Here is a 13,112-nt window from a genome sequence, read left to right on the forward strand (position 1 = left end):
TACTGTGAACAGAATGAACAGCAACATGTTGACAAACTTAGAAAGGTGAATTATTTATGGATAATCTGATTTTTTGCCTCAATGCAACCATTCCTATTTTTTTGACCCTTATGCTGGGTTATTTTCTTCGAAAAATTAATCTTTATGATGATTCCTTTGTTGCACAGATGAACAAATTTGTATTCAAGGCAGCCTTACCCGCACTTTTGTTTATGAATGTGGCTGAATCAGATTTTATTAAAGTTTGGGATACAAAGTTTGTTCTCTTCTGTTTTGGCGCTACGTTTTGCAGCATTGCCATTTCTATCGGTCTTTCCTTCCTACTGAATCCAAGGGACATACAGGGAGAATTTGTCCAGGCCTCTTACCGCAGCAGCGCGGCAATCCTCGGCATTGCTATCATCCAGAACCTTTATGGAGATGCCGGTATGGCACCTCTTATGATCATAGCAAGCGTTCCTCTCTATAATGTAATGGCAATCATGGTTCTCTCTTTTATGAAGCCTGACAATCAGGGAATGAACAAACAGATGCTCCTAAAAACCTTAAAAGGAATTGCCAGCAACCCTATTATTCTTGGAATCCTGGCAGGTCTTATCTGGTCTGTCCTTCGTCTGCCTCTTCCAACGATCCTTTCCAGTACTGTCAATAACCTCGGAAAAACAGCCACACCTCTTGGACTGATGGCCATGGGTGGTGCCCTTCATTTTGGAAAAGCTTTTTCCAGATTAAAAGCAACTATCGCCTGCACTTTTATGAAGCTGATCGGCTTTTGCACCATTTTTCTTCCAGTTGCTGTCAGACTTGGATTTACCCATGACAAGCTGGTTGCCATTCTGATCATGCTTGGTTCTGCTACCACAGTAAGCTGTTATATCATGGCAAAAAACATGGGGCACGAAGGGTCTTTTTCCTCCAGTGTCATTATGCTCACTACATTATTCAGTGCTTTTACTCTCACTATCTGGCTGTTCATTTGCAAGAGTTTAGGATTGATTTAATGGATTCTGTTACATATCCTTGTCAATGCCAGACAGTATCTCATACAATGCCTCCAGGCTATATGGCAAAATATCCTCATCAATCTGAAATTTCGGATGATGCAGCGGATAACCCTTATCAGGAATTCCTGCCAGAAATACACTGAACAAGCCCTTTGTATGTAAAAAATACCGATAGGCATTGTCTCCGGACAAAAACAGCTGCTCCTCGCCTTCCAGAAGAAACTGCTCTCCAAATATCTTCCTTCCTGCAGTTTCCGCAATCCTGGTAAGCTCCGGATCATTTGCAAAAGGCAGAACCGCAGGCTTTGGATATTCCAACTCGATCCTTGTTCCCGTCTTTGCTTCTATTTCATTCAAGGTTTCCTTCAGCCGCTTATCCAGCACCTGGTAATCTTCTTCATAAGCAGCCCGGATATTTCCCCGCAGAGTCACAAGATCTGTAATAATATTAGAGTACTCTCCACCATGAATAGTTCCGATTCCGATCAGGCAGGGACCTTTTCCTTTATACGCTTCATTAAGATCATGAAGGGCTTTTACCACCAGGGAAGCCGCATAAATACTGTCAATTCCCTTATGAGCCTCACACCAGTGGCTGGATTTTCCATGAACACGGATTTCCATGCCATTGATCATAGCCGAAGCCTGTCCCTCATGCACTGCCATTCCAAAAGACTGATCCACTGCGTAATGAAACATTAGAAAAAAATCCGGTTCTCCATCAAGGGCACCTGCTGCCAGCATTCGCTTTGCACCTTCACCGATTTCTTCAGCAGGTTCAAAAAGAAACCGCATCCGCACTGGAAAATCCTCTACCTCTTCCGCCAGAATCCTCGCCAGCACCAACGCCGAAGCCACTATGCCATCATGACCACAGGCATGCATGGCTCCGGCATTTTCCGATGCGTAAGACAGTCCGGTTTGTTCCTGTATAGGAAGTGCATCCATCTCTGCGCGAAGCACAACCTTCTTTTTGCCGGCAAAAGCTGCCTCATCCTGACAGGGATGCTCCGCAATGATCCCCGTAGGCTCCACAATCCGAAACCGATAGCCTAATTTTCCCAGATACTCCTGTATAAAAGCAGATGTCTCAAACTCCTGAAGCCCCAGTTCCGGATGCCTGTGGAAATGACGCCGCAATCTGATCAGCTCTTCTTTGTATTTTTCAAATTTACATTGGTAATTTAATCGCTCTGCCATATTTTATCCTTTACCCTTATCTCGGAGTACGCGAATTGTCTGAAATGATCTAAAGTAACATCTAAATCAATCCCAGGTGCTCCAACCCGTTTTTAATTCCATAATGAAAAATATCCGTTGTCACGTAATCAGCCAGCTTCTTGATTCCGGGTGCCGCATTTCCCATTGCCACCTTCGTCTTTGCATATTCGAACATAGACAGGTCATTATTGCTGTCACCAAATACAATGGTATCCTCATGTGCAATATCAAAAATCCTGCATACAGCTGCAATGCCAACAGCCTTGGAAAAGCCTTTCGGGATCATCTCAATGGTATCCCCGGCAAGACCTTCCCCTACATGGCCAATAAACTCATAATAGTCCTCAAGCTCCGCACAGGCCTTCTCAGGATCACTTCCCGGCACGATCTTAGAACTGATCTTATTAATATGAAGGTCGTGTTCATACCCCTTAACAGGACGCCACTTCCCCCCCAGAGCCTTTGTGATCAGATCAGCATACCAGTTAATATCTGTATTATACTCATCCTTATCGTAGTACATCCAGTCGGCACCCTCCATCACCGGAATCATGCCGTATTTCCGAAGGACCTCCACCGAATGCCATGCCTCCTCCGTGGTCATCTCCTTGTTAAAAAGCCTTTTGCCATCTTTCTCAATGGTACATCCACAGGCACTGATCATTCCCGTAAAAGGGATCTGTTCCAGATAATCAGGCACAAACGCCCTGCTTCTTCCTGTACACAGCCATGCCTGATGGCCATTCTTTACCAGTTTTGTAATCGCCTCTACAGCACTGGCCGGTGTCCCCTTTTCAATATCACAGATCGTACCATCAGCATCAAAAAACACTGCTTTTTTGTGAATCTGCTGTCTGCTTCCTGTAGAAGAAGCACTTTTATAACTTCTTTCGAAAATGTTATCAGGCATAAAATACCCCCGCAAGCTTTACAAAGTCGCAGGTATCTTTCACACCGGCAGTCTCATAAGGAGAATGCATAGCCAGCTGCGGCAGTCCAATATCTACTGTATTTAAAGCCACCTGCGTATTGGAAATATTTCCCAGAGTGGAGCCGCCGGCTACGTCCGAACGATTCACGTAAACCTGACAGGATACCCCTGCCTTTTTACAGAGTTCCTTAAACATCGCTGCCGAAATACCATCTGTGCAATACTTCTGGTTCGCATTATACTTCACCGCAATTCCGGCATTAATATGCGGTCGGTTCACCGGATCCGCCTTCTCAGGGTAGTTCGGATGAATCGCATGTGCATTATCCGCAGAGATCATAAAGCTCTTTGCCAGAGAGATCAGATAATCCTCGTAGCTTCTTCCAAGCCCCAGATTAATGCGAAGGAGGGTATCCCGAAGGAAAGTAGATGCAGCCCCCTGCCTGGTGCCGCTTCCCACCTCTTCATTATCCATTACCATATGTACACAGATGCTCTTCTCATTTTTTCCAGCAATCAGTCCTTCCATAGAGGAAAAAGCGCACTGCAGATCATCCAGTCTTGGCGCAGAGACAAATTCCTCCTCACTGCCCCAAACCGTACCAGGCATGCGGTTATAAAGGAACAGATCATGTCCCAGAATGTCCTCTTCTTTCACCCCTGCTGCCTCTGCCACAGTTTTAAAGAAAGATCCCTTAGCGCTCTCCAGGCCATAAAGAGGAAGCATATCCTTCTGCACATTATACTTATAACCGCTGTTCGCCTCACGATTCATATGGATAGCCAGATTCGGGATCATCAACATATCCTTGTCCACAGTCACAAGCTTCTCACAAATCTGTTCATCCTCCTTCACGATCAGACGTCCAGCCACAGAAAGGGGGCGGTCAAACCAGGGAGCCAGAAGCGCACCACCATAAAGTTCCACATTCAGCTTCACATACCCATTTTCCACCATCTCTGGATTCTCCTTGATCTTCAAAGACGGGGAATCACTGTGGCTTGCAATAATATGGAACACGTCGCTGGAAACCTCCGGCACGGTAAATGCAATGATTGCCGAATGATTCCGGATCACAAAATACTTCCCACCGTTTTTTATCTCCCAGTGCTCATCTTCCTTTAACTCTGTAAATCCATTCTCCGTAAATCTTGTTTTCATCATCTCCACTGCCTGAAATGCAGTAGGGCTCTCTTTGATAAATGTAAGTAATTTCTCTGCTGTATGATTCATTTCTAAACTCCTAAATATTTTTCTATACTTTTCCCTTTGCCACACCCCCGCAATCGTTTTGCGAGCCCCGCTCGCCAAAGTGATAAGTCATACCACATTTGAACCAGTTCCAACCGATACACAGGGGAGGTGGCAGCGGGTACTGCTTGTGGGGCTTGGGGATTTTCGGCAGGTTTGCGAGCATAGCAACACTCTCAATCTTTAATAATCAACGCCATAAACACCAGATCCGTATTCCCCGTATTCGCCAGTCCATGACCTCTTCCATCTGGTGTAAAGGTAATATCACCTGCTTTCACATGTCTCCAGGAAGTCCCATTGTCATTATATTCCCCTTCCCCGGTCAGAATATAATAGGTCTCACTCTCCCCATAATGCATATGAAAACCAAGAGAACATCCCGGTTCCAGAGTTACCTCTGCATAAAGCCCGCACTTCCCATTTAACTGCTGCTCATCCAGCAGCTCCTTGATAATCACATGTCCATTTCCCTCGCACATATGCTCAACACGATTAATCTTCATATCCAGACTCCTCCTTCGTAAAAGGGCGCATCCCCAGCTTTCGCCAGAGATGCGCCCTGTTTTTCAGCCTTCTTCAATTATAATTACAAACTCTTAATCCTGTCAATGGCTTTCAGAGTATTCTCATAAGTTCCAAACGCAGTCAGACGGAAATAGCCCTCTCCATGAGAACCAAAACCAGAACCTGGCGTACCAACCACATTTGCATTTTTAAGAAGATAATCAAAAAACTCCCAGGAAGTCATTTTATCCGGTGTTTCCAGCCAGATATAAGGCGCATTCACACCACCGGAAACAGAGAAGCCAGCTTTCGCCAGCTCATCATGGATCAGCTTTGCATTTCTCATATAATAGCCAACCTGATCCTTCAGCTGAGCCTTACCTGCCTCAGAATAGACAGCCTCACCAGCCTTCTGTACAATATAAGGAGCACCGTTAAACTTGGTGCCGTGACGTCTTGCCCACAGACTGTGAAGTGATACCCCATCTCGTACCAGTTCCTTCGGAATAACCGTAAATCCAAGACGAACACCAGTAAATCCGGCATTCTTGGAAAAGCTTCGAAGTTCAATCGCGCATGTTCTCGCACCCTCGCACTCATAAATACTGTGCGGTACATTTTCCTCAGAGATATAAGCCTCATAAGCTGCATCATAAATAATCACACAGCCATTTTTGTTGGCATAATCCACCCATTTCTGCAGTTCATCCTTTGTAATAGCAGAACCGGTCGGATTATTTGGAAAGCAAAGATAGATCAGATCCGGCACTTCTGATGGAAGCTCCGGCAAAAATCCATTTTCCTTGCGGCATGGCATATAGATCACACCGTCAAAATTCTCATGAACCGTATTATACTCTCCGGTACGGCCCGCCATAACATTGGTATCCACATAAACCGGATAAACCGGGTCACACACAGCAACCTTATTGTCTGTTCCAAAAATCTCCTGAATATTACCAGAATCACTTTTCGCACCATCAGAAACAAAAATCTCATCTGCTGCAATATTGCATCCTCTGTCCTGGTAATCGTTCTTTGCGATTGCCCTTCTCAGAAATTCATACCCAAGATCTGGCGCATAACCGTGAAAAGTCTCTGCGTGAGCCATCTCCTCGACTGCCCCGTGAAGAGCATCAATAATAGCCGGAACCAGCGGCTGTGTCACATCACCAATACCAAGGCTGATCACCTCTTTATCCGGATTCTCTTCTTTATAGGCACGCACTTTTTTTCCAATTGTAGAAAAAAGATAGCTTCCTGGCAGTTTTAAATAATTATGATTAACGGTAACCATCTGATTATCCTCCTGTAAATCTACTTTCTCTTCTCAACCTCAGCCAGCAGCGCCTCTCTCACGCTTGCCGGGTTTGCCTTGCCCTTCATTTCCTTCATGATCTGACCGACAAAAAAGCCCATAACCTTCTCTTTACCTCCAAGAAGCTCAGACAGCGGTCCAGGATTTTCATCCAGAATCCTGCTGATGGTGCTGCTAAGAAGCCCGGTATCCTCCACGATCTTTAAACCATGCTCTTCCACATAAGCTACCGGATCAACATCCTCATCAAATACCTTTTCAAATACCTTCTTGGCGTTCTGTGGGCTTACCTCTTTCTTATCGACCATAGTGAGAAGATCTGCAAGATGCTGCGGTGTAAATCTTAACTTCTCAGCCTCAATGCCTTTTTCCTTCATAAGACGAAGCACTTCCACCATAAACCAGTTTGCCGCCTTTTTCGGGTTGCCGCTCAGCGTAGCCACATCTTCAAACAAAGCAGCCAGATGTCTGGACTCTGTAAGAATCTGGGAATCATACTCCGGAAGACCAAACACACTCTGATAACGGGCAGCCTTCTCCTCCCGGAACTCCGGAAGCTCACTTCTGATTTTTGCGATCCACTCATCGGAAATATGGATCGGCGGAAGATCCGGATCCGGGAAATAGCGGTAATCCTTTGCATCCTCCTTAGAACGCATTGCATGAGAAGACTCTTTATTGTCATCCCATCTTCTGGTCTCCTGGGTAACGCTTTTACCCATCTCCAGAAGCTCGATCTGACGCTCTCTTTCGCCCTCAATAGCATGTGCTATGGCCTTAAAAGAGTTCAGGTTCTTCATCTCTGTTCTGGTTCCAAGTGTATCGCTTCCTGCCACTCTCACAGAAAGGTTCACATCAGCACGCATGGAGCCCTCCTGAAGCTTACAATCGGAAACACCCAGATACTGCATGGTACAACGAAGCTTCTCCAGATAAGCGATAACCTCATCTGCACTTCTCATATCCGGCTCAGAAACGATCTCGATCAGAGGAACACCGCTTCGGTTGTAATCTACCAAAGAGCAGTCCTCCCACTCATCATGGATCAGCTTACCTGCGTCCTCCTCCATATGCATCTCATGGATCCGGACTTTTTTCTTACCAGCTTCTGTCTCGATCTCCACAAATCCATCATGGCAGATTGGCAGATACAGCTGGGAAATCTGGTAGTTCTGCGGATTATCCGGATAAAAATAGTTCTTACGGTCAAATTTGCAATACTGATTGATGCTGCAGTTTGTGGCAAGTCCTGCGCGCAGGGCAAATTCTACCACCTTTTTGTTTAATACCGGAAGAGAACCTGGCATACCAGTACACACCGGACAGGTGTGGGTATTGGGTGCCCCTCCAAATGCTGTGGAGCAGCCGCAGAAAATCTTTGTTCTGGTGGCAAGTTCTACATGAACCTCAAGTCCGATAATAGTCTCATACTGTTTCATGCTCTCTTACCTCCTTCCTCTGGTGTTCCAAAATTCCCTCTTACGCTTTCATAGGCATGGGCAGCACGAAGGATCTTCCTTTCCATAAAACAGTCTCCGATCATCTGGATTCCGATTGGAAGTCCGGCACTGTCTTTTCCGCAGGGAACTGTAATTCCTGGAAGTCCGCAAAGATTTACGGCAACTGTATAAATATCCCCAAGGTACATTGCCATAGGGTCTTTTAAGCTTTCTCCGATCTTCGGCGCTGTATAAGGAGCTGCCGGGGCAAGAAGCACGTCGTATTTTTCGAAAGCCTGATCAAACTCTTTTTTAATAAGTGCTTTGGTGCGCAGGGCTTTCAGATAATAAGCATCGTAATAACCAGAGCTTAAAACAAAGGAACCAAGCATGATACGACGTTTTACTTCTTCTCCAAAGCCCTCCGTTCTAGTACGTTTATACATATCATGAAGACCGTCATATTCTTTTGCACGATAGCCATATTTTACGCCATCAAAGCGCTCCAGGTTGGAGCTTGCTTCTGCGCTGGCAATAATATAGTATGCCGGAATCATATATTCCATAGTTTTGACAGAGAAAAATTCTACAATTGCTCCCATCTGGGTCAGCACTTTCAAGGTTTCCATAAAGGCATCTTTTACCTCTGGCGAAATTCCCTCTGACAGATATTCCTTCGGAACACCAAATTTCATTCCTGTAATCTTATCTGTCATCTCACTGGAAAAATCCAGGTCTTTTCGGTCAATGGAAGTACTGTCTTTCGGATCATGGCCAGCGATCACTTCCAGAAGTGCTGCGCAATCTGCCACATCTTTTCCAATCGGTCCGATCTGATCCAGAGAAGAGGCATATGCAACCAGCCCGTAACGGGAAACCGTACCATAAGTAGGCTTCATTCCTGTCACACCGCAATAAGAGCTTGGCTGACGGATGGAACCTCCTGTATCAGAGCCCAGTGCCAGATAAGCCTCTCCTGCTGCTACAGCTGCACAGGAGCCACCTGATGAGCCGCCTGGAACATGCTCTGTATTCCATGGATTTCTGGTAATGCCATAGGCAGAAGTTTCCGTCGTACTTCCCATGGCAAACTCATCCATATTTGTTTTTCCGATAATGATCATTCCTGCTTTTTCAAGCCGGCTGATCACCTCTGCCTGATACTGGGGAACAAATCCTTCCAGAATTTTTGACGCACAGGTAGTAGGTTTTCCCTGTACACAAATGTTATCTTTGATGGCAATGGGAACACCGGCAAGAGGACCGGTATAAGTTCCGTCCTCAATGCCTTTTTCCACCTCTTTTGCTCTTGCATACGCTTCTTTTTTATAAGTGTCCAGATATGCGTGGATTCTGTTATCTTTTTCCTCTATTTTAGAAAAGACATCCTTGACGCCGTCCAGAACACTGACCTCATGTTTTTTAATCTTATCAGCCAGCTGTAAGGCTGTTAATTTTTCTAATTCCATGTGAATGTCTCCTATCCTATGGTCTTTGGAACCTGATACTGTCCTTCTTTGGCTTTTGGCGCATTTGCAAGCATTGCCCCGCTGTTGTCACCATTTGTAACTTCATCCTCACGAAATACATTCTGGTCGCCAAAAATATGGGACATTGGTTCAACACTGGATGTATCCAGTTCATCCAGCTTATCTACATAATCAAGCATTTCCTGCATATCTTTTTTTGCCTTTTCCTTCTCTTCTTCTGTAAGGGAAAGTTTTGCAAGAATGCAGACATTTTCCATGGTTTCATCGTCAATCTGTTTTGCCATTTTCTCATCCTCCTGCACAGAAATTATTACGCTCCACTCTGGATCCATACCAAAATCTTTTCTGGATATCCAGCTTTTTTATGGCTCCAGTCTGTTCAGGTCTCTTGGGAACAGGCATGCCTCACGGACATTTTCTTCCCCGAGAAGCTGCATGGTAAGACGCTCCAGACCGATTCCAAGACCACCATGAGGAGGCATACCGTATTTAAATGTATCCAGATACTGTTCCATTCCTTCTGTCTCCATACCTCTGTCCTCTATCTTTTTCAGAAGGGCATTGTAATCGTGAATTCTCTGTCCTCCTGTTGTGATCTCAAGGCCATGGAAAAGCAGGTCAAAGCTTAACGTAAATCTGGTATCCTCTGGATCATCCATTGCGTAGAACGGACGCTTCTTAGATGGATAATGGGTAACAAAAACAAAATCCGCATTATATTCTTCTTTAAAATACTGACCAATCAGGGCTTCCTCCTCCGGCTCCAGATCAAATGGATTACGGATCTGACGGTTGTATTTCTTCGCAACCAGCTCTTTTGCCACATCAAAACGAACTGCCGGAATCCTGGAAGCATCTGGAAGCTCAACCTTCAGGATCTCCAGTTCTTTTGCATAATCCTCTTTTAAAAGCTTCATTGCATACTGCAAAAAGCCAGTCTCCATAGCCATGATCTCTTCAAAGCTATCAATATAGCCCATCTCAAAATCAAGACTCGTATATTCATTTAAATGTCTTTTGGTGTTATGTTTCTCAGCACGGAAAACAGGTCCGGTCTCAAATACTCTGTCAAAAACTCCCACCATCATCTGTTTGTAAAACTGTGGGCTCTGAGCCAGAACAGCCGGTTTATGGAAATAGCTGAGTTTAAACAGGTTCGCGCCTCCCTCAGCACCTCTGGCTCCGATCTTCGGCGTATGGATTTCCGTAAATCCATTTTCATAGAGATAATCACGAAAAGCCCTTGTCAAAGCTTCCTGGATTTTAAATCTTGCGCGCTCCTGAATATTGCGGAGGGAAAGGGAACGGTAATTTAATTTGGCTTCCAGAGAAGTATTCAGCTTCCATTTATCGATTGCAAGAGGAAGAGGTTCAGCCGGAGAAGACAGCACCTGAATTTCACGAATGTGAAGCTCTCTGCCATGAGGCGCTCTCTCTTCTTTATTTACAACACCTTTTACTCTTACTGTCATGCCTTCTTTCAGATCATGAATGGAAAAATCAACATCCTCATTTACTAAAACGGTCTGAAACAGACCCTCTCTTCTTCTGATAATTACAAATGCAACATCTCCCATGTTGCGGATACTGTGAATGGCGCCCTCCAGGATGGCTTCCTGATTCAGAAGTTCTTCTCCCATCAGTGCATCCCAGCTGCTCACTTCTTTTTTCCAGCTTCCATCCAAAAACTCCATTTCCTCATCCTCCATTTCCTAAAATCATAAAAATATATCTTATAAAAACCCCAGCCAGAATTTCTGAAAAATCCTATACAACAGGATTAGAATTCTGCCTTAGACTATACCTCATCATATAACAGCATCAGAACCATCTGAGCTGTCTCTACCATATTTGTCCCGGAATCCATACTGCATTTCTGAATGTACCGGTATGCATCTTCTTCGCTTAAATGGTTTCGCTCCATAAGAAGAAACTTTGCGTTGGAAATGTAATTCTGCTCTTTCCAGGAACGCGTTTTCGGTTTCTTCTTCTCTTTTTTTAGCCGCCGCTCGATCTGGGACAACATCATATCCACCGTGTTTACCAGGTCGCTGACTTTCATTGGCATTTCCACAGTAAGGACGGATGTAGGCGCTTCCGCAATCACTCTTCCAGATGCCAGCAACAGCATTTCAAAATATGAAGGAATATCTTCCAGCACATCCCGGTAATACCGGTCCGTCAGCTTATAACCACAGATCAGAATACCTCCGTCCAACTCACTCATGCTGGCAAGTGCTGTTGAAGCAGTTGAACATACCGCAGCTACAGAAAAACCGTGCCGGTTCAATATGGTACGTATTTTCTTTGCGTCATCGATTTTCGGTAATGCAATTACAATGCTGCTGTTCATACCATGCTACTCTCTTATCTTAAATCTTGTATAAATACTGGCTGATTTCCCACTCGCTTACCTGTCTCATATAATTCAGCCATTCTTCCTTCTTGGCAGCTGCATATTCCTCACAGAACTTTTTACCAAGTACACTCTGGATCCAGGTGCTATTCTCGAAATGTGTAAGGGCATCATCCAGGTTCAGCGGAAGATTTCCAATATTCATAGCTTTCTGGTCAGATTCGGAAAAAGAACGATCCGATGCCTTGGTAGGATATAATTTCTGCTGAATTCCATCCAGACCGGCTGCAATACAAACAGCAAACACAAGGTAAGGATTTGCAGATGCATCCGGGCTTCGAAGCTCGATTGCCAGGCTGTCTGATCTTAAATTGGAAATACGGATCAGAGAGTTCTGGTTATTCTTTGTCCAGGTCAGTTCTGTAGGAGCATCATAGCCAGGTACAAGTCTCTTGTAGGAATTCACAAGCGGATTGGTAATGGCGGCCATCTCTTCACTATGTGCAAGAAGACCACCGATAAAATGATAAGCATCCTCGCTGAGACCATTTACATCATCAGGATCAGCAAATATATTTTTTCCATCTTTATACAATGCAAAATGAATGTGCATACCGGAACCATTCACCTCAGCTCTCGGCTTTGGCATAAAGGTTGCATGAAGTCCATGCCGTTTTGCAATGGTGCGGACTGCCATTTTGAAAGTCATCACACAGTCAGCCATTTCATTTGCACCGGAAAATTTAAAATCAATCTCATGCTGTGCCGGAGCGGTTTCATGATGGGAAGATTCAATTTCATATCCCATATCTTCCAGATTCAGAACCATATCACGTCTTGCATTTTCTCCCAGATCCAGCGGGCTGATATCCAGATATCCGGCTTTTTCATGAGTCAGTGTAGTGGGAACTCCGTTATCATCTGTGTGAAATAAGAAAAACTCACATTCCGGATCCACTTCACAAACATAGCCTTCCTTAGCAGCCATCTCTACCACCTGTTTCAGAATATATCTCGGGCTTTTCTCAAGCGGCGTTCCATCTGAGCGGTAGATATCACAGAGCAGTCTGGCTACCTTTCCCTGCTGCGGACGCCACGGAAGAATGGTGAAAGTATTATAGTCCGGATGTAAATACATATCCGGCTCTTTCTCCCCTGCTATTCCGGCAATGTAGGAGCTGTCTACTACATATTCATTATCCAGTGCCCGGGGGAGCTCCCGAGCTGTAATCGCAATATTTTTCAAAGTACCGAACATATCGGTAAACTGAAGACGAATGAATTCTACATCCTCGTCTTCTGCCATCTGTAACACTTCTTCTCTGGTGTAATTCCCCATGGTGTTCTCTCCTTCTTTCACTCTCATGCCCTCATCCATCCATTACGCATGACTTATTTAAACAAAAAAGGCGCACTTCAAAAAGATACCCTTCTGAAGAACGCCCTTGTTCATGGAGGTAATTATAGCAATGAGGTCATGCTTTGTCAACTTATTTTTTACCACTTTACCATATCAGTATGAACCATTTATGATAATGTCCTAATATACCATAAAGGAAAATGTCCCAATGTAGTATAATGCTTCCATCAACAG

The 13,112-nt window shown here is 44.7% G+C and carries 12 protein-coding genes; 1 reads left to right on the forward strand and 11 read right to left on the reverse strand.

All coding sequences use genetic code 11. From position 1 onward, the window contains the following. The first annotated feature begins 56 nt into the window (after window positions 1–56). Window positions 57–1,001, forward strand: a complete 945-nt coding sequence (locus tag ACESTK_RS17170; protein ID WP_294423198.1) for an AEC family transporter — start codon at window positions 57–59, stop codon at window positions 999–1,001. Window positions 1,002–1,010: 9 nt separating this feature from the next. Here ACESTK_RS17170 and ACESTK_RS17175 read toward each other — a convergent pair whose 3' ends face one another. The 11 genes from ACESTK_RS17175 to glnA form a co-directional block, all read right to left on the reverse strand. Beyond that, window positions 1,011–2,204, reverse strand: a complete 1,194-nt coding sequence (locus ACESTK_RS17175) for a M20 family metallopeptidase (protein ID WP_294423196.1) — start codon at window positions 2,202–2,204, stop codon at window positions 1,011–1,013. 61 nt (window positions 2,205–2,265) lie between these two features. After that, on the reverse strand, window positions 2,266–3,135 hold the full coding sequence (locus ACESTK_RS17180) for an HAD-IIB family hydrolase (RefSeq protein ID WP_373120356.1): 870 nt from the start codon (window positions 3,133–3,135) through the stop codon (window positions 2,266–2,268). Continuing rightward, complete coding sequence (locus ACESTK_RS17185; RefSeq protein ID WP_373120357.1) at window positions 3,128–4,390, reverse strand: M18 family aminopeptidase; 1,263 nt, start codon at window positions 4,388–4,390, stop codon at window positions 3,128–3,130. Before ACESTK_RS17185 ends, ACESTK_RS17180 begins: the two co-directional genes overlap by 8 nt. Before the next feature lie 194 nt (window positions 4,391–4,584). Then, the gene (locus tag ACESTK_RS17190; protein ID WP_178733193.1) at window positions 4,585–4,914 is read right to left on the reverse strand and encodes a cupin domain-containing protein; all 330 of its coding nucleotides are present in this window, start codon (window positions 4,912–4,914) and stop codon (window positions 4,585–4,587) included. Window positions 4,915–4,997: 83 nt separating this feature from the next. Continuing rightward, entirely contained in the window at window positions 4,998–6,212 is a 1,215-nt protein-coding gene (locus tag ACESTK_RS17195; protein ID WP_195409683.1) for an LL-diaminopimelate aminotransferase, read from the reverse strand. 20 nt (window positions 6,213–6,232) lie between these two features. After that, window positions 6,233–7,672, reverse strand: a complete 1,440-nt coding sequence (gene gatB / locus ACESTK_RS17200; RefSeq protein WP_294423190.1) for an Asp-tRNA(Asn)/Glu-tRNA(Gln) amidotransferase subunit GatB — start codon at window positions 7,670–7,672, stop codon at window positions 6,233–6,235. Continuing rightward, entirely contained in the window at window positions 7,669–9,141 is a 1,473-nt protein-coding gene (gatA, locus tag ACESTK_RS17205; RefSeq protein WP_195991353.1) for an Asp-tRNA(Asn)/Glu-tRNA(Gln) amidotransferase subunit GatA, read from the reverse strand. Before gatA ends, gatB begins: the two co-directional genes overlap by 4 nt. A gap of 11 nt (window positions 9,142–9,152) precedes the next feature. After that, window positions 9,153–9,446: an Asp-tRNA(Asn)/Glu-tRNA(Gln) amidotransferase subunit GatC gene (gene gatC, locus ACESTK_RS17210; protein ID WP_373120358.1), complete on the reverse strand. Its 294-nt coding sequence runs from the start codon at window positions 9,444–9,446 to the stop codon at window positions 9,153–9,155. Window positions 9,447–9,524: 78 nt separating this feature from the next. Beyond that, window positions 9,525–10,856, reverse strand: coding sequence for an aspartate--tRNA(Asn) ligase (gene aspS, locus ACESTK_RS17215; protein ID WP_148462913.1), 1,332 nt, complete (start codon window positions 10,854–10,856; stop codon window positions 9,525–9,527). A 104-nt stretch (window positions 10,857–10,960) separates the two neighbouring features. Then, window positions 10,961–11,515, reverse strand: a complete 555-nt coding sequence (locus ACESTK_RS17220) for an ANTAR domain-containing response regulator (RefSeq protein ID WP_118578478.1) — start codon at window positions 11,513–11,515, stop codon at window positions 10,961–10,963. Between the two features lie 19 nt (window positions 11,516–11,534). Next, window positions 11,535–12,857 carry a type I glutamate--ammonia ligase gene (glnA, locus tag ACESTK_RS17225; protein WP_148462972.1) on the reverse strand — a complete coding sequence of 441 codons (1,323 nt, stop codon included), beginning with the start codon at window positions 12,855–12,857 and terminating at the stop codon, window positions 11,535–11,537. Window positions 12,858–13,112 lie beyond the last annotated feature (255 nt).

The organism is Ruminococcus sp. Marseille-P328 (genome assembly GCF_964249465.1).
GTDB lineage: Bacteria > Bacillota > Clostridia > Lachnospirales > Lachnospiraceae > Blautia_A > Blautia_A faecis.